Genomic DNA, 17,774 nt, shown 5'->3' on the forward strand with positions numbered 1-17,774 from the left:
TCACCTACCCTTCTTTGCCTTCATAGTCGGCTACGTTACCGGCGGTGTCATCAGCGCCGGTGTTTTCGTCCTTGGAATTAGCACCCTTGTCTTCGGGATTCAGCGTGAAAGCATCGTCGACGTCGACAAGCTGGTTACCGGACTCCAGGTCAAGGTGAGCCTTGTCCTGGTATTCCTTGAGCAACTCGATGCGGGCATGTCCGCGTGGGCGACGGCCCGGGCGGATATCGCAGGCACCAATCTTGGAGTTCTGAATCCACACGTTCGGCTCAAGCGTGAGACCAAGCAGGTCATTCGCGCCGTCACCAGCCACGTCCGTGGTTTCGGACTCGCCGTAGTGATACGGCAAACCGATCTGGTGGAAATCCTCGCCGTTAATCGTCAGCTTCTGCACGCGGCCGGTGACCAAGACCTGTGCCTCGATCACACCACGCGGCGAAACGATGGTTGCCCATTCGCCATTTTCCAGCCCGCGCAGTTCTGCAAGCTCCTTCGAGACCTCACAGAACAGGCCCGGCTGCAGCTCCGCCAAGTAAGGCAGGCGGCGCGACATCGCACCCGAGGTATACATCTCGGTCAAACGGTAGGTGGAGAACACGAACGGGAAGACCTCGGAGCCTGGCTCGCCCGGTTCTGGGCGCGACAGGTTATCTGGACGCTTAATGGTAAGACGCGTCGGCGATTGCTGCTGCTTGTAGAGCAGGTTGTGCGCTGGGGACTCATGCGGCTCATAGTGCGTTGGCAGCGGGCCATCCGATAGCCCCTTCGGGGCGAAGAGCCAGCCGACGCCGTCCGCCTGCATGATGAATGGATCGTCACCGTCGAGCGCGGCAGGGCCGACGGCGTCGATAGGCGCACGGTAATCCGGCGCCTTGTTGACTGGGAAGTCTGGGACGTCGTCGCCAACCCATGCCTCCTTGGCAGCATCCCACCAGATGTACTTCTTGCGCTCAGACCATGGTTTTCCGTCTGGGCGTGCAGAAGCACGGTTATAAAGGATGCGGCGGTTAGCAGGCCAGACCCAGCCCCACTCGAGGGCGACCTCGTTTTGTTCAGATCCCGGTACCTTCTTGGCGGCATGGTTGATGCCATCCTTGAACACGCCGGTGTAAATCCAGCAGCCACCGGAGGTGGAGCCGTCGTTCTTCATCTCCACGAAGGTCGGCAGTAGCTCGCCCTTCTTAGGACCATCGAGGTAGTAGCCGTTGATCTCCTTGAGGATCTCCTCGGAGTCTGGCTCACCTTCCTCGTTTTCGGTGTAATCCCAGGTGATCTTCTGAACCGGAAGATCGCGCGGATCGGTGGAGTCGGCCAAGCGCTCCTTGATCTTCTTACCCAGCTGGTAGAAGAACCACAGGTCACTGGTGGCCTCACCCGGCGGGGTGACCGCCTGGAAACGCCACTGCAGCATGCGCTGGGTCTGGGTGAAGGTGCCGGCCTTTTCCACGTGGGTAGCTGCTGGCATGAGGAAGACCTCGGTACCGATTTCCTCGGTCTTCAACTCGCCGTTTTTAATCTCTGGCGAGTCCTTCCAGAAGCTGGCGGTCTCGATTTCTTGGAAGTCACGAACGACCAGCCACTTCAGCGCAGCCAGACCACGGCGCTGCATACCGCCGTTGGACTGTGCCACCGCTGGGTTTTGACCGAAGACAATGTAGCCCTCAACCTCATGCTCGAGCATGGCCATCAAGGTCTCATACGTCGAGTGCGCACCAGAAATGCGCGGCATGAGGTTATAACCCCACTCGTTTTCCGCCGTAGCGGCATCGCCCCAATAAGACTTCATGAGCGATACGGCATAGTTCTCGCCTATCTGCCAGAAGCCCTTCTGATCTTCCTTGCGGAAGGTATTGACGTAATCCTTCCAGCTCTGCAGGTTAACGTGCGGCATCGGCAGGTAGCCCGGCAGCGAGTTAAACAGCGTCGGGATATCCGTGGAGCCTTGGATGGAAGCGTGGCCACGCAACGCCATGATGCCGGAGCCCGGGCGGCCGACGTTGCCCATCAGCAGTTGCAAGATAGCAGCGGTACGGATGAACTGAGCGCCCAGCGTGTGCTGGGTAAAGCCCAAGGCATAGGCAAAGCAGGTGGTGCGATCCGGCTTGGAGTTATCCGCGATGGAATTAGCCAAGTAGTAGAAGTCTTCCTGCGAAATACCACAGGTCTCTTCCACCAGCTCCGGGGTGTAACGGGAGTAGTGCCGCTTGAGAATCTGGAACACCGAATTCGGGTGCTGCAGAGTCTCGTCCTTCTCCACGTTCCACGAGGAGCCTTCCGGCTTACGGACGTACTGCCACGAGTCGGTAACGTACTTGCCGGTCTCTGGGTCATAGCCAGAGAACAGGCCATCCAAGTCCTCGGTGTCCTGGTAATCAGGCGAAATGATCGAGGAAGCGTTGGTGTACGAGACCACGTAGTCGTGGAAATAAAGCTCGTTGTCGAGCATGTACTTGATGATGGCGCCAAGCAGCACCACGTCAGTACCACCGCGAATGCCGATGTGGCGGTTCGCGAAAGCCGAAGTACGGGTATAGCGCGGATCCACGTGGATGATGCGCGCGCCGCGCTTCTTGGCCTCAACTACCCACTGGAAGCCCACTGGGTGGCATTCAGCCATGTTAGACCCCTCAATGACAATGCAGTCCGCATTTGCCATATCCTGCAGCGGTTGGGTTGCGCCGCCACGGCCAAACGAAGTTCCCAAACTGGGAACGGTGGCAGAGTGTCAAATACGAGCCTGATTTTCGACCTGTATCGCGCCGGTGGCGGTAAACAGCTTCTTAATCAGGTAGTTCTCTTCGTTGTCCAAGGTCGCACCGCCCAGACCGGCGATACCCATGGTGCGGTTGAGGGTTCGGCCCTCTTCGTCGGTGTCCTGCCAGTGCGCCTTGCGGGATGCCACAAAGCGATCGGCAATCATGTCCATGGCGGTCTCGGTATCGAGGTACTCCCACTCGGTGGAGTAAGGCGCACGGTACTTGATCTTAGTCAGACGCGTAGCAGAATTAATAAGCTGCTCGGAGGCAGAGCCCTTCGGGCAAAGGCGGCCGCGCGAGATCGGAGAATCTGGATCGCCTTCAACCTGAATGACTTTGTTGTCCTTGACATAAACGCGCTGGGCACAGCCCACCGCACAATAAGGACAGACAGACTGCACGACGCGGTCCGCTTCAACGGTCCTGCCGTGGAGCTCTTTGCTCTTCTTCGACTGGGTGCTGAGATCCCTGCCGAAGGCGTCCTTGGAACGCACCTGGCGCACTACTGGCCAGTTGAGAGGACTAAATTTAGACATACAGTCAAAAGTAGTGTGCCCCATTGCCTAAATCTAGAAAGGCGTGCCTAACTTAGGACCTTCAGTTCTGGAACAATCAGCCGCCCTACAACGTTGACCAAGATATGGCTAACCCAACGCATTTCGAACTCAAAGTCCCAGGCGGCAAGCTCCTTGTCGTAGACATCGAGGTCACCGACGGCACTATCTCCTCCGCGCAGGTCTCGGGTGATTTCTTCCTTGAGCCGGAAGAGGCCTTCGAGGCTCTCGGCCCCACACTGGAGGGCTCCAAGGTTTCTGATTCCACGCAAGAGATCACCGCGCGGCTCGATGCAGCACTCGCCAAGATTGAGGCGGAGCATCCTGTAGCCCTCCACGGCTTTTCCACCCACGATCTGGCCGTGGCCGTCAAACGCGCAACGTCGGGCGGCACCGACTTTACGGACCACCAATGGGAGATCCTCCAGCCCGGCGTGCTGCCTACCCCGGTGAACGTGGCGCTCGACGAGGTCATCCTCAACGAGGTAGCTGAGGGCAAACGTGGTCCGACGCTGCGTTTCTGGGAGTGGGACGACAAAGCGGTCGTGTTCGGCTCCTACCAGTCCTATGCCAACGAGCTGGACCAGGAGGGCGTCGACAAGCATGGCATCACCCCGGTCCGCCGCATGTCCGGTGGTGGCGCGATGTTCATGGAAGGCGGCAACTGCATTACCTATTCCATCTATGCGCCTGAGTCCCTGGTAGCCGGTTACTCCTACGAGGCTTCTTATGCCTACCTCGACCAGTGGGTGCTTGCTGCACTGGCCAAGCATGGTGTGAACGCCTGGTACGTGCCGATCAACGACATCACCTCCGATGGAGGAAAGATCGGCGGTGCCGCACAGAAGCGTCGCGCGGGCGCGGTGCTCCACCACACCACGATGAGCTACAACATCGACGCGGACAAGATGATGAAAGTCCTTCGCATCGGCAAGGTGAAGGTCTCCTCGAAGGGGCTTTCCTCCGCCAAAAAGCGCGTGGACCCGCTGCGCCGCCAGACCGGCGTGGCGCGCGAGGAGATCATCGAGACCATGGCCCGCGAGTTCGCCACTCGCTACGGCGCCAAGGACGCCGCGCTTTCCGACGCCACCCTTGCCGAGGCCGAGCGTCTCGTTTCCGAAAAGTACTCCACCGAGGAGTGGACGAAGCGAATTCCGTAATTCTTTCGCTACTCAACTCAGAGCTCTAGAGCAGCCCGGCGAAATCGCAGTTCCCGCTCAGCAGCATAGAGCGGGGAACCTGCGACCCCTAGAGCTGATAGATCGACCCGCTGGGCAGCCTCCAGCACTTTTCCATTGAGCCTATCTATCACCACAGAGTTAAGCCCCAGAAAAGCGGCAAAATTATCCCAATGCGTACGCTTAAGTCCCTTGGACTTCCCGTCCACGGCCAGCGCCATTGTCTTGTCGCCATAGAGTATCGTGCACGGCACGTCGTAAGCGGGGGCTACCACCCACTGACCAGAAGGCCGTTGCAATAGGGAAATATTTTTGGCGTGCAGATCTCCGTTTCCTGTAAGCCACGCATACAGAAACTGGATATAGATGGCGCGCGCTGCAGCAAGCGGCGACGACACTTTTTCGATGAGCGCTTCAGCCACCTCTTCTGCCGAGATTCGATATTTATCTGCTGGAGGTATGCCAACGATCTGCGCTGCATCTTCCAGCGCTAAGCGCCGAACCTCCCCGGCACTATCCACGTAACGATCGAACCTTGTCACCCATAACCCCTGGGTACCTTTGCAATCGTAAACAATTGATGCTTGGGCAACCGGAATTTTCAGATTCCTCATGGCATCTAAATGCGCCCATTCGTTTTTTACGAGCCCTGGGTAAGCATCCGGATTCAGCTTCAAAAGCCCGCCACCTGTGGCGCTATTTAGTGGATTAGTAATCATTGCGTCAGATGCTTTGATTTGAACACCCGGAAGTGAATGCGGGTCTACGCGGTCAATAAGCTCATCGAAGTCCATCTCGTCAAAGTTCCGCACTTCGGCTTTTGTCGACGGCTCTAGTTTCTTTCCATGCGCTACTATCTGCACATCTCCCGGAGTATCAATACCTACAGCCAGTAAAAGTGTTAGTTCGTCATCGAGGGAGGTCTTTGCTGCTCTTTGCAACACGATCAATCGATGCCCCTCAGGTAACAAACCGGAAAAGAATGGCGGAAGCGCTCCGCTCCCTTCGCCCCTGACTTCCCCGCGATCCGGCAGCCCTAGCGAGACAGAAGGCCCAGCGTATTCATCGCGGTAGCGAAATTCGACGCCTCCGCCGGTACGTGAAAGCTGTCCTACAAGCACTCCGGACTTATAGACGTCAGCGCTAACAACATTCTTAAAGTCCTCCGCATTAGTCGTCATGCGTTCACAACCTCAACACGCAGCCCCACCGCGCTGAGCAGTTCTAACACGGTGGAAAAGCTTGCTTTTCCGGTCCCCAGCTCCACATCTCGGACCGTTCTGTCGCTCACTCCCACCAACTCGCCCAATTCTTCCTGAGTCAATTGATACGACTTTCGGTTTTCCCGCAGTGCGGTCCCGAGCTCAGTCAACCAGCCATCGATGCGATTCATATCGGAAATATCCTTCCCTTTTACGCTTTTCAAACTCTAGAATAGCCTCGAAATCACAAAACAGGAAGCATTTTTCCGATTTATCCATTTCCCCCGACACCCTCTTCATCCCGGCAAGTTTTCGGAAGGATATTTCCCTTTCAAATAGCCCAAACCACCACGCGGCCCGAAGGCCGACGGAACGCCCTTGCGTACCCCGGGCGCCCCAACTATGAGTCCGGGCCCACAATAGTTGCACGGGAATTTATAAACGTCGTACAGTGTTGATGTCATTAGTGAACCGATCAGTCCATAGTCGATGGACTAGACAGTTCAAATACATACAAAGTTGTCTACAACGCCGAACTCTCACGAGTTCGAAGTAAAAGGAATTTTCGTGTCTCAACCACAAACGCAATCACGGAAACTGCCCAGCTGGGTAACCGGCTTCGGCGCGCAGGTTATCGCGGGCCTTATCATCGGCCTGATCCTGGGATTTATCGCTTCCAAAATGGACGCTAGCCTGCCGGCCGACGATGAGAAGGGCTCCTGGCTCACCCAGACCCTCACCGGCGTGGGCAGCGCTTATGTCCAGCTGCTCAAGGTGATGGTCCCGCCGCTGATCTTCGCGGCCGTTGTTACCTCCGTGGCTAACCTGCGCAAGGTGGCCAACGCCGCATCGCTCGCGATTTCCACCTTGGTGTGGTTCGCAATTACCGCCTTCTTCTCCGTCATCAGCGGCATCGTCGTTGCCCTCGTGCTGCGCCCTGGCGTTGGCACCACTGTCGATGCAGCGAGCGCAGCGGAGCCGTCCCACGTCGGTTCGTGGACGGCCTTCCTGCAGCAGCTCATCCCCTCGAACTTCATTGGTATGAAGGCTTCCTTCGACGAGGGCGAGGTTTCCCTGGGCTTCGGAGCCCTTCAGCTGCTGGTTATCTCCCTGGCGCTGGGCATTGCCGCCGTGAAGGCCGGCAAGGCAGCCGACCCATTCCTGCGCTTTACCGAGTCCTTCCTCAAGGTCATCCAGGTTGTCCTGTGGTGGATCATCCGCTTGGCGCCGGTTGGCACCGCAGCCCTCATCGGTAAGGCAGTGGCCACCTACGGCTGGGACGCACTGGGTTCCCTGGGCAAGTTCGTGCTCGCGATGCACGTAGGCCTGGCAATCGTCATCGGCGTGGTTTACCCGGCAGTTCTTGCCTTCAACAAGATTCCGGTCATGGGCTTTTACAAGCGCGTCTGGCCAGTGTTCTCCTTGGGTTTTGTCACTCGTTCCTCCATGGGCGTGATGCCGGTGACCGAGCGCTACACTGAGCAGGCAATGGGCGTTCCGCGCGAATACGCTTCCTTCGCCATCCCGCTGGGCGCTACCACCAAGATGGACGGCTGCGCTTCGGTCTACCCTGCTATCGCCGCCATCTTCATCGCTCAGTTCTACAACATTGACTTGACGTTGACGCAGTACCTACTCATCATCTTCGTGTCCGTCATCGGCTCTGCTGCTACCGCGGGCACCACGGGCGCAACCGTCATGTTGACCCTGACCCTATCCACCCTGGGCCTGCCTTTGGCCGGCGTTGGTCTGCTGCTGGCAATCGAGCCAATCATCGATATGGGTCGCACCGCCGTGAACGTTACCGGCCAGGCACTGTGCGCCACCATCGTCGCCAAGCGCGCCGGCATCCAGAACCAAGAGGTGTGGGACGCAGCCGAGCACGGCGTATCCGGCTTGATGGAGTCCGAAGAGCGCGAATCCGGCAACGCCTAAGAAACTTAAGTATTAACGCAGGAAGGCACCTCACTGAGTGGGGTGCCTTCTTCGTTTTGCTTCGGTTACTCTCGGTGCCGGTCGGACTGGTCGGTGCCGGTCGGCGGTGGGCTGTGTGCTAGTCGACGATCGCCCCAAGAAAGGCCGCCATGGCAGGTGCCAGGTGGATAGCCTGTTCGTTAGTGAGTACCGCGCCTTTGAGGGAACCCACACCAGAGATAGCGTCGAAGTCGAGGCCGCGGAAGTCCACGTCTTTCATCCGCGCCGCATCCACCCGCAGGGTCCGCGCGCGGCAGCCCCGGAAGGCCACGCGTTGGGCCTGCACCTGGGACAAATCGACTTCGTCGAATACGCAGTCTTCAAAGAGGACATCCCGCAATGTTCCACCAGAATGGTTAGTCCAGGCGAACTTGCACCCGCAGAACTTCACCGAAAAGAGGTCCGCTTCGGCGAAGTCTGCAGCGCCAAAGCGGGAATCAGCCACCTCGACGTCGCGAAGCACGGTGCGCGCCATCCTCCATCCCGGCGCATCGAGGCCGGTCAGCTCGCACTCGGTGAAAGTGGACGAGGAAAGGTCGATTCCGTCGAGTGAGGAATCAGCAACCATGCACCCAGTCAGTGACATCCCTTGAAGGTTGCGCTCAAACTCGCCGGAGAACCACTCGTTTTCAAACACTCCCCTCGCGTCCAGTCCCAGGCCTTCCCGCACTTCCAGGTGCAACGAAGATAGTTGGGGCGCTTGGACGATCCGGCGAGTCACTGCTTACTTCCTTGTTGGTTGTGTTTTATTCATTTACGCGTTGTGTTCTATAGGCGCAAGCTTACGCAGCACCAACTCCGGCATCCACGAACGTGCCCCGATTGTCTGGGCAAGCATCCAGACAAGAACGAGAAGGGCTGCAACTGGCGCGAAGACAGCAGCGACGCGGAAGCTCACAAAGTCGCGGGATCGACTGGGACGCTGATCGATTGTGCAGGAAGATAAGGGCGCAACAAGGCGAGGAGGCCAAAGTGGCGCTTGTTGAGCAGTGGATTGAACAGGCTTCGTGCGCTGATCTGAAGGTCCGGCTCAGCAGTCAGCAACGCTTGGTACACCGGCCACTGCTCCTCATCCGACGCTAAAGAGTGAACCAAATGCACCCAGACGGTTTCGCCAAAGCGATTGACAGCGTTGGGATCGGCGCCTGCAGCGATGAGCTTTTCGATGACTAGGGCGTCCTGCGCGCAGAGCTCTGGGTTGTCCGCCAGCTCCGGCAGCAGCTTGGTTGGCGGTGCCCAACCGAACTCAAGCATCGCCGTGAGAGCCTCAACTCTTTCGGCAGTATCACGGACACGCGATGCATCGAAAAATACGGCTTCCGGGTCATGGCTCGCCCAGTCGATAGTGTCAACGAAAGTCATTACTGTGCCTCCTGGAGTTGAATCACGAGCCAATCGGGAATCCATTCCGCGGTGCGCGGGAAAGTCTCTATGTCGGCCGCCCACTGCTGCGGGCTAGGTTGTACCGACCATGCCGGGCGGTAAGCAAAGTTAGGTCTGAGGACAAAACCGTTAGGTCCTGGCTTACCGTGCAGCGAGAGCCACGCTCCACGGGGATCGTCTTTGCAATAGCGGGCATCCAAGAATTCGGCACGCTTGCCTGCTGGCAGTTCCCCACTGACCTCGTAGATTTCGCCGCATGCACGAAGTACGAACTCTGGCAGGTCGGCGTCGATGGTGCCGTAGTAAGGCTCCTCTTGGCTGTTAACAGGCGTGGCAGGAGCAACGCCGTATTTTTCTTCGGCCCACTGACGCGCGGATTCGAGTTGAGTGCGGGCCTGGAGACGCAGCTCATCCACCTCTTGCGCGGAAAGGCTCTTGCCATCGATGATGCCATGTTCGGCAGGAGCGAAGTCGATGAGCTCTCTCATCGTCATCTGCAACTGTGCTCCCCTGAAAGGCGCGATGTCTAGGGTATGCGCCTCCAGATGCGGTAGCTTTTTGCGGCTGCGAATCTTGAGCTGGAGCGGACGCGGCTTTGCTAGCGCCACTCCGACCAACGGGGCAAAATTGAAAGTATCGGGCTTTTTCATGGCAGTCTCCTGTCGCGTATAACTACAAAGCCGTTGACCATGTGCCGCCTAGTGTAAATAACTACTGTGACGTCCGCCTCAGGAGTTTCCGCACTGAAGTTTCACGCTGCGCAAAGCGCTAAGAAACGGCTGTGTTGCATCAGCCGCAGACCGAGGAGCTAAGCAGTGGCAGCCGTAACGTGCACTGTTTCGCCGTATGCGCGCCGACCATGCACGAAGTAGTACAGCACCGTCGCCAAGGCCACGGTTGCGGCGAGCACCCAATACATAGCGGAGTAGCCCAGCGCAGAAATCAGCATGCCCAAGACCACGGGGCCAAAGCCGATTCCGATGTCGAGGAGTAAGAAGAGCGTCGAAATACCCGCGCCCATCTCGTGCGGAGCCACGAGGCGCACGGCCACCGCTTGCGCCGCCGGCATGATGGAGCCATAGCCCAAGCCAACCAAAGCACCCGCGATGACGACCTCCCAGTCAGCTACTGCGATAGCAAGCACCACGAGACCAATCATGAACGAAGCGAGCGCACCGTAGAAGATGACGTTATCGCCGTGGCGGTCCTGGACACGGCCCAAGACAAAGCGCATCGCGAGGCTGACAATCGCATAAGCAATGAAGAAGAAGCTGGCGCCCGTCGCCAGGTCGGACGCGTCAGCATAAGCGTTGAGGTACGTGATGATGCCTGCATAAGCAACGCCGATGAGAAGCATGAAGAAGCCAAAGGGTGCGACCGCCGGGTGGACGATGTTGGCCAGGCTAAAGGTCACGCTGGGGCGCTCCTGCGTAGGAATCTTGAGTGCCAGTGCCAAAGCCACGGCACATACCGTGAGGCTGAGCACCACAACGAAGATGGTGTTGTAGCCACTCGCACCGACGATAGCCAGTCCTGCCGCCGGGCCAAAAGCGGTGGCAAGGGTAGTTCCCAAGGCAAAGTAGCCCGTACCCTCAGCACGGCGATGTTCAGGAATGACGGACTGCGCCACGGCCATGACGGCAGTCGACGCCACCGCATACCCCAGGCCATGAATGATGCGCACGACGATAAGCAGTGCCAACGAGTGCGCAACAAAATACGCGGCACATGCCACGGTCACGAGAACCAACGAGACCAAGAGGGACTTTTTACGTCCTGCCGCATCAACCAGATATCCCGAGAACAGTCGCGCAATGGTCGCACCGACCACGAAGGAGCTGGAGGCAAAGCCGCCCGCCGTGTCTGATGCACCAAACTGTTGCACCGCATACAAAGCCATGATCGTCACCAACAGGTAAAAGACCATGAATTGGGCAAAATTAACCAGCCATGCAAAGACGAATGTTGGGGTGATGAGTTTCTGCTCAGCGGACGTAGGAAACACCTTCTTGAAGCATATGGAGTTAAAATCAACCCTAAAACGGTATCAGACCCTTAATCGGCACATGGCACTAGCTGGGCAGCAGAGCGGCTACCTCGGCGTCGGAAAGCACTGCGTCCTCGAAGTTGCGCAGCGTCTCCTCCGCATTGAACTCCACACCGATGAGCACGACCTCAGAGCCCGGCGTCACTCCGTTGGAGGCCCACAGTGAGGCCGGCTGGATCTGGAGGTTGGGGCCTGCCTGCTGCCAAGCGTGGGCAACGCGCAGATCCGTGTCGATCCAGCAATACCCCTTGGAGCGAACCAGCCCGGTACTCGCGCGCAGCGCCTTGAGCAGTCGCTCACGATTGAACGGCCTATCGGAGCGAAAGACCACGGAAGAAATCCCGTACTCCTCAGTCTCCGGTGTGTGCGGATTGGCCAGTTCCTCGGCATAGCCGTGATAGGTCGCGGCGGTAGCGGGGTTATAAAGGGCGGCATCGAGGATGAGCTCGGTGGCGATGACGCCGTTGGTCACCGGCACCACCTTGGCGCGGCGGTTCATAGCCTTGACGGTAGCGATGACCCGCTCGGTCTCCTCCGCGTCGACGAGATCGGTCTTGGTAATCAAGATAAGGTCGGCGAACTCAACCTGGTCCACTAAAAGGTCCGCGATGGTCCGGTCATCTTCCGGAGTCGCTTCGATTCCCTGTGAGACAAGGCTGCGGCCCCGCCGGAGCTGGTCCATGAACGTGGAAGCATCGACCAAAGAAACCATGGTATCAATGTTCGCGTAGTCCTGCAGCTTGAAGCCGTCTTCAAATTCCCACTCAAAAGTGGCGGCAACCGGCATCGGCTCGGAGATGCCGGTCGACTCAATGATGATCTGGTCATATTTGCCTGACCTTGCAAGGCGCGCAACCGAGTCGATGAGGTCCTCACGCAGGGTGCAACAGATGCAGCCGTTGGACAGCTCCACGAAACGGTCTTCGCCGCGTTCGAGGTGGCCCTCCCCTGCAACGAGCGCCGCGTCGATATTGACCTCGGAGAAGTCGTTGACGATGACGGCGAGCTTGCGGCCTTCACGGTTAGCCAGCAGGTGATTGAGCACGGTGGTCTTGCCGCTGCCCAGGAATCCAGAAAGAACAGTCACGGGTGTAGTCATTCCGCAAATGATAATGGTTTTCAATTACGGAGACAACTACGCCCTAACCGAAGACCCTCCGCGTGTAATCAGAACCAAAGCGCCACTGCGGGTCCAGTTCCTCACGCAGGGCACAGAACTCGTCGAAGCGCGGATACAGCGCGGAGAAGTCTGCCCGCGTCAAGGTGTTCATCTTGCCCCAGTGTGGGCGGCCGCCGGCAGCCTTCAGAATGGGTTCCACCTTTGGCATGTACTCGTATGGGTTTTGAAACGCGGGACGTGGAACGCGATGTACATCGACTCGCGGCCGTTGGCGGTAGACAGCGCAACGTCGTCAGGTGCCGTGGTGCGTAGCTCCAGCGGGAAAGCAATCTGTCAGCCCTGTGCATCAATTAAACGTCGGATTTCTCGCATCGCTTCAGGCCCGTCCGCCAGTGGTCGACTTCGCGGGAGTGCGGATGAGTGAGCGCCGCGGTCCGACTTTGACGCCACGCGGATGGGAAGCCCACCCGCACGCGTCACCATTTGTTCCGCGTTGAAGTCGAAAGCGGCAATGTCAATGACACCAAGAGGGGCAGCCGCCTCGCCGGCCCTGACGAGTGGCGCGATAGTTTCTCGGAGCTGCGGGCTCGGAATTTTTGAAAGCGTTGCCATAAAGTCATGCTACTCACACCGGCACCATGATTGCGATACATATCACAATCAATTTCTGGCACTATAGACTCCATGAAAACCTTCACTAGTGCTCATCTCCCGCCGCGCGTCTCTGATTTCCTGGCCACCAACCCGGTAGGCGACGTGCGCGGTTCCGGCGCTCAACACACAGCACTCATGCCGTTTACAGGCGAAGAGCTTTTCTCCTTCCCCACGGCCACGCCCAAGGACGTCGCCGCTGCCGTTACCACCGCACGGGCCGGGGTAGGCCAGGGCAATCGCGGGCGCATACTGCTCAAGCTCCACGACCTAATCCGGAAACATGAAGAGCTCATCCTCGACCTCATTCAGGCTGAGAACGGCAAGTCCCGCTCGCACGCCTACGACGAGGTGATGGATCTCTATAACTGCGCGCGCTTTTATGGCGTGAACATACGCAAGGCCTTTGGTCCGGAGCGACATCCCGGCGCGTTGCCGGTGCTCACCAAGACGCGCACCCAGCACTACCCACTGGGCGTCGTGGAGCTCATCTCCCCGTGGAACTATCCGCTTTCCTTGGGCGTGGGCGACGTTCTGGCGGCGCTTTCTGCTGGCAACTCTGTGGTTCACAAGCCTGATTCCCAGACCACGCTGACGGCAATCTTGGTCCGCCGGCTGGCGATTGAAGCCGGCCTTCCGGAGGCTGCCTGGCAGCTAGTACCAGGCAACGGCGCGGAGGTGGGCGACGCCTTGATCCCCCTCGTCGACGGTCTTTCCTTTACCGGTTCCACCAAGGTGGGCAAGTCCATTGCTGCCCAGGCGGCCGGACGTCTCATCCCCACAATGTTGGAGCTCGGAGGTAAGAATCCAATGCTGGTGCTTGACGACGCCCCCCTTGAGCCCACCGCTCGCGGCGCCGTGCGCACGGCCTTCTCGTCCTCGGGCCAACTGTGCATGTCCGCCGAACGTGCCTACGTGCACACGGACATTTATGAAGACTTCCTCGTTGCGCTTACGAAAGCCCTCGACGAACAGAGACTGGGCGCAGCGTTCTCCGATGCCGCAACTATCGGCTCCCTGACTTCGCAAAAGCAGCTCGACGCCGTCCAAGCCCATGTGCGCGACGCTGTGGACAAGGGCGCAACCATTGTCTACGGCGGAAAGCATCGCCCGGAACTCGGTCCGTTTTTCTTTGAGCCCACGGTGCTCACTGGGGTAACGCAGAAAATGGAGCTCTTCGCTAACGAGACCTTCGGCCCAGTGTTGGCGGTGTACGAGGTCGATTCTGATGCTGCTGCCATCCACGCAGCAAATGACACGAACTACGGCCTATGCGCCTCAGTGTGGTCGGGCAGCTCCCGCCACGGCTGGGAGGTTGCTTCCCAGCTAGAAGCGGGCATGGTCAATATCAACGAGGGCTTTGCCGCAGCATATGGTTCTATTGCCGCCCCGGGTGGCGGCGTAAAGGAGTCCGGCCTCAATCACCGCCACGGTATTACCGGCATGCGTTTGTGGGCAAATGAGCGCACCGTAGCCGAGCAAAAGCTGCACCCGCTGGCGCCCTCGGAGCTACTGCCGCCGCAGCGCTTCCAGAAGCTCATCACCACGGGCATGGCGGCCATGAAGGCGCTGCGCTTGTAGCAGCATAAAGAAAGTCCGAATAAAGTTTAAGCAATGCTCCATCTAACGCTGCCTGAACTTCGCGCCCGCCGCCTCATCGCCCAGGGCCTGGCCCCTTCGGCGGCGCGCCCAGCCAACACTTCACCGCTGGCTGCGGCCGAACACCTCTTGGCAGTCCAAGGGCAGAACTATGCCGCGGGCGTGCGAGCGCTAGCCCTGCGCAGCACCCAAGGATCCGCAGCACCAGACGATGCCGCAGTGCTCGACGCCATCGATGAGTTCCAGGTCGTGCGCTGTTGGCCGCAGCGCGGCACGGTCCACTTCATGCCTGCTGCCGACGTGCGTTGGATCTCCCGCCTGCTCTATCCCCGTGTCGAACGCAGCCAGCAAGCCCGGCGCCCAGGGTTGGGCCTCGACGAAGACCTGTTTAACCGCGCACACGCCGCACTTCACGACGCCGCCCTTAAAAGCACGACGCCGACTCTAACCCGCGCCGAGGCCTACGAGATCTTCCGGTCAGTTGGCATCGCTCCGGATGGCGGCCGTGGATCGCACCTGCTGCGCGCATTCGGTGGCGCGGGCGACCTCGTCCAAGGACCGAAGCACGGCAAGCAGGAAACGTTCATGCACGTCGATGTCCTCCCCGTCGAGCAACGTCAACCGGAGGAGCCGCTCCGCGAGCTAGCACTGCGCTACGTCAATGGACATGGTCCGGTGAGTGCCGCCGACCTAGCTTGGTGGACCATGCTCGCCAAAGGCCAAGCAGCCAAGGCCCTCGAAAACTCCGGATTGGTGCGGGCTGAGCACGAGGGCGAAACCTTCTGGCTCAGCCCATGGCAGCAGGACGTGACCGCAGAGGAAATCTCGGTCGCATTGGCGCTGCGGCTCGAGCTTCCCGCCTTCGACGAATACTTGTTGGGCTACGCCAACAAGGAGTGGATTCTGCCCGATGAATTACGCCCAGATATTCTCACCAAGAACGGGCTTAGCTGGCCGTGGGTGATGGAAAACGGTATGGCCGTGGCTAGCCTGCGTGAACCCGCTTAAGGCATGCGCAAGATGCGGCGATGCACCGTGCCGGCGGGCTCGACGTGGATGAACACTTCGGCGCCTGGAAAAAGCTCGTCGATGTTGTCCTCGATGCGATCCGCGATGTCGTGGGCCGCAAGAACTGTCCACTCGCCAGGCACGTCCATGGTGAGATAGACCAAGCGCTGGCGGCCCGATGCGATGGTACGACGGGACGTGAACAACACGTCGAATTCATCCTCAAGCTCAGCAAGTCGCGCATCAAGCTCAGCGTGCTCTTCCTTGGGCAAGGACTCGGAAAGCAGGCTGCTCAAGGATTCTTTGAGCAGCTTGTAACCGGTCCACAGGATGTTGATGCCCACTGCAAAAGCGACCATCGGATCGAGCCACAGCCAGTCCGTCAGGGCAACCAGCGCGATGCCCACGAGGACGCCAACAGAAGTCCACACGTCAGTCAGCAAGTGATGGCCGTCAGCTTGAAGCGTTGCCGAACGATATTTCTTGCCCGCTTTCAGCAACACCAGACCGACAGCCAGATTAAGGACCGAAGCTAGCGTCGAAAGCGCCAAACCAATGCCTGGCTGTTCCAAAGGCTGGGGGTTGAGCAAGCGCAATGCAGAGGTATAAATGATGAGTGCTGCGGCGACGAAGATCATCGCGCCCTCTACCAACGCGGAAACATATTCGGCCTTGCCGTGGCCGAATTGGTGGTTCGCGTCAGCCGGCTTCGCAGCAATGCGAAGGGCGATGAAGCCCACTACTGCAGCAACGAGGTTGACTCCGGATTCCAAAGCGTCAGACAGGAAGCCGACGGAGCCAGTAAGCATGGCCGCAAGGACCTTTAAGACAATGGTGAGAACAGCCGTCGCGATGGACAGCTTCATGAAACGCTCAAGCAGGAGCTGCTCGGAAGGAAGTGCCATACAGATACCTTCGGTTAGTTTGGCGCCAACCGAGCATCCAACAACGGGGACAATCGGTCGACGTAGGAACTACGGACCGAAGGTCTCGCTCACTCACGAATTTCGCAAGCTGGGTGGCCGGGCGCAAAGGCACCAGTATGTCGACCATCCATCCGCAGCCATGGGGGCCGCGGAGGAGCTACTCCCCTTCAGGAGGTTTTAGGTTAGCAAGCCGCCAAGTTGCCAACAACTCGGCGGCTCAAGCAATGCTGAGACTACAGCTTTAATCTCAGGCGAGCGCTAGCCGCCAATCTTGAAGTCGCAGACGTCGCCGTCCTGCATGATGTATTCCTTGCCTTCTTGACGGACCTTGCCCTCAGCACGGGCAGTGGCCATATCGCCGGCGGCATCCAGGTCATCGAAGGAGACGATCTCAGCCTTAATGAACTTCTTTTCGAAGTCGGTGTGGATGACGCCTGCTGCGGCAGGAGCTGCCGCGCCCTGCTTGATGGTCCAGGCACGCGCTTCCTTCGGGCCTGCGGTCAGGTAGGTCTGCAGGCCGAGGGTGGCAAAACCTGCTTTAGCCAGAGTTGCCAGGCCAGGCTCGGTCTGGCCGACGGACTCGAGCAGTTCCATTGCCTCTTCCTCGTCGAGCTCAAGCAGCTCGGTCTCAGTCTGTGCATCGAGGAAGACGCACTCTGCCGGGGCGACGAGCTCGGCGAGCTCGGCCTTCTTCGCGTCGTCGGTAAGCACTGCTTCGTCGGAGTTGAACACGTACAGGAACGGCTTCGCCGTCATCAAGTGAAGCTCACGAACCAGTGCGAGGTCGATCTCGCCATTCTTGGAAGCGGCGAAGAGCGTGCGGTCATCCTCCAGGATTTCCTGTGCCTTCTTGGTGGCCTCGACGGTCTCAGCCAGCTCCTTGTTCTTGCGCGCTTCCTTCTCCAGTCGCGGCAGGGCTTTTTCAATGGTCTGCAGATCCGCCAGGATGAGCTCGGTGTTAATTACGGAAATATCGTGGGCAGGATCGACCTTGCCATCGACGTGGATGACGTTGTCATCGGCAAAGGCGCGCACGACCTGGCAGATAGCATCTGCCTCACGGATGTTGGCAAGGAAGGCGTTACCCATGCCCTCACCTTTGGATGCGCCTTCGACGATTCCGGCGATGTCCACGAAGGACACGGTCGCCGGCAAGATACGCTCGGAGCTAAAGATCTCCGCCAAGCGGTTAAGACGGTGATCTGGTAACTCAACGAGGCCGACGTTCGGCTCGATGGTGGCGAACGGGTAGTTCGCTGCCAGAATGTCAGAACGGGTCAGGGCATTAAACAGCGTGGACTTGCCAACGTTAGGCAGGCCAACGATTCCAAGTGTAAGACTCACAGGGGCAATCCTAACGCACCCAAGGTTTTTTA

At 58.8% G+C, this 17,774-nt stretch carries 14 protein-coding genes and 1 pseudogene; 4 read left to right on the forward strand and 11 right to left on the reverse strand.

Annotation, left to right across the window (positions count from 1 at the left end):
- Positions 1 to 4: 4 nt before the first annotated feature.
- Positions 5 to 3,292: a formate dehydrogenase-N subunit alpha gene (gene fdnG, locus WM42_RS01950; RefSeq protein ID WP_235591291.1), complete on the reverse strand. Its 3,288-nt coding sequence runs from the start codon at positions 3,290 to 3,292 to the stop codon at positions 5 to 7.
- 104 nt (positions 3,293 to 3,396) lie between these two features.
- Between fdnG and lplB the strand changes: the two genes are divergently transcribed.
- Complete coding sequence (gene lplB, locus WM42_RS01960; protein WP_062035491.1) at positions 3,397 to 4,470, forward strand: lipoate-protein ligase small subunit; 1,074 nt, start codon at positions 3,397 to 3,399, stop codon at positions 4,468 to 4,470.
- Between the two features lie 17 nt (positions 4,471 to 4,487).
- Here lplB and WM42_RS01965 read toward each other — a convergent pair whose 3' ends face one another.
- Together WM42_RS01965 and WM42_RS01970 are read right to left on the reverse strand one after the other, a co-directional pair.
- Positions 4,488 to 5,669: a type II toxin-antitoxin system HipA family toxin gene (locus WM42_RS01965; RefSeq protein WP_062035492.1), complete on the reverse strand. Its 1,182-nt coding sequence runs from the start codon at positions 5,667 to 5,669 to the stop codon at positions 4,488 to 4,490.
- The gene (locus tag WM42_RS01970; RefSeq protein WP_062035493.1) at positions 5,666 to 5,881 is read right to left on the reverse strand and encodes a helix-turn-helix domain-containing protein; all 216 of its coding nucleotides are present in this window, start codon (positions 5,879 to 5,881) and stop codon (positions 5,666 to 5,668) included. The genes WM42_RS01965 and WM42_RS01970 overlap by 4 nt, the downstream gene beginning before the upstream one ends.
- Before the next feature lie 376 nt (positions 5,882 to 6,257).
- Here WM42_RS01970 and WM42_RS01975 point away from each other — a divergent pair, with 376 nt between their 5' ends.
- Complete coding sequence (locus WM42_RS01975; protein ID WP_062035494.1) at positions 6,258 to 7,625, forward strand: dicarboxylate/amino acid:cation symporter; 1,368 nt, start codon at positions 6,258 to 6,260, stop codon at positions 7,623 to 7,625.
- Positions 7,626 to 7,743: 118 nt separating this feature from the next.
- On the opposite strand, the gene WM42_RS01980 is transcribed toward WM42_RS01975, so the two are convergent.
- The 6 genes and pseudogenes from WM42_RS01980 to WM42_RS13815 all read right to left on the reverse strand — a co-directional run bounded on the left by WM42_RS01980 (position 7,744) and on the right by WM42_RS13815 (position 12,544).
- Positions 7,744 to 8,385, reverse strand: a complete 642-nt coding sequence (locus WM42_RS01980) for a pentapeptide repeat-containing protein (protein ID WP_062035495.1) — start codon at positions 8,383 to 8,385, stop codon at positions 7,744 to 7,746.
- 173 nt (positions 8,386 to 8,558) lie between these two features.
- Positions 8,559 to 9,026 carry a hypothetical protein gene (locus WM42_RS01985; RefSeq protein WP_062035496.1) on the reverse strand — a complete coding sequence of 156 codons (468 nt, stop codon included), beginning with the start codon at positions 9,024 to 9,026 and terminating at the stop codon, positions 8,559 to 8,561.
- Positions 9,026 to 9,697 carry a hypothetical protein gene (locus tag WM42_RS01990; RefSeq protein WP_062035497.1) on the reverse strand — a complete coding sequence of 224 codons (672 nt, stop codon included), beginning with the start codon at positions 9,695 to 9,697 and terminating at the stop codon, positions 9,026 to 9,028. Before WM42_RS01990 ends, WM42_RS01985 begins: the two co-directional genes overlap by 1 nt.
- A 158-nt stretch (positions 9,698 to 9,855) precedes the next feature.
- Entirely contained in the window at positions 9,856 to 11,052 is a 1,197-nt protein-coding gene (locus WM42_RS01995; protein ID WP_082787611.1) for an MFS transporter, read from the reverse strand.
- 67 nt (positions 11,053 to 11,119) lie between these two features.
- Positions 11,120 to 12,193: a GTP-binding protein gene (locus tag WM42_RS02000; protein ID WP_062035499.1), complete on the reverse strand. Its 1,074-nt coding sequence runs from the start codon at positions 12,191 to 12,193 to the stop codon at positions 11,120 to 11,122.
- Between the two features lie 43 nt (positions 12,194 to 12,236).
- Positions 12,237 to 12,544 (reverse strand): annotated as a pseudogene (locus WM42_RS13815) (D-arabinono-1,4-lactone oxidase).
- A gap of 354 nt (positions 12,545 to 12,898) precedes the next feature.
- On the opposite strand from WM42_RS13815, the gene WM42_RS02015 reads away from it, so the two are divergent.
- Both WM42_RS02015 and WM42_RS02020 read left to right on the forward strand, forming a co-directional pair.
- A complete protein-coding gene (locus tag WM42_RS02015) occupies positions 12,899 to 14,446 on the forward strand; it encodes a succinic semialdehyde dehydrogenase (RefSeq protein WP_062035502.1) in 1,548 nt (515 codons plus the stop codon).
- A 33-nt stretch (positions 14,447 to 14,479) separates the two neighbouring features.
- Entirely contained in the window at positions 14,480 to 15,472 is a 993-nt protein-coding gene (locus WM42_RS02020) for a winged helix DNA-binding domain-containing protein (RefSeq protein WP_062035503.1), read from the forward strand.
- Here the strand turns inward: WM42_RS02020 and WM42_RS02025 are convergent.
- Positions 15,469 to 16,377 carry a cation diffusion facilitator family transporter gene (locus WM42_RS02025; protein ID WP_062035504.1) on the reverse strand — a complete coding sequence of 303 codons (909 nt, stop codon included), beginning with the start codon at positions 16,375 to 16,377 and terminating at the stop codon, positions 15,469 to 15,471. The two genes, WM42_RS02020 and WM42_RS02025, sit on opposite strands and share 4 nt — an antisense overlap.
- Before the next feature lie 279 nt (positions 16,378 to 16,656).
- Complete coding sequence (gene ychF / locus WM42_RS02030; protein ID WP_061921651.1) at positions 16,657 to 17,742, reverse strand: redox-regulated ATPase YchF; 1,086 nt, start codon at positions 17,740 to 17,742, stop codon at positions 16,657 to 16,659.
- Positions 17,743 to 17,774 lie beyond the last annotated feature (32 nt).

Origin of the sequence: Corynebacterium simulans (assembly GCF_001586215.1) — a bacterium.
Taxonomy (GTDB): domain Bacteria; phylum Actinomycetota; class Actinomycetes; order Mycobacteriales; family Mycobacteriaceae; genus Corynebacterium; species Corynebacterium simulans.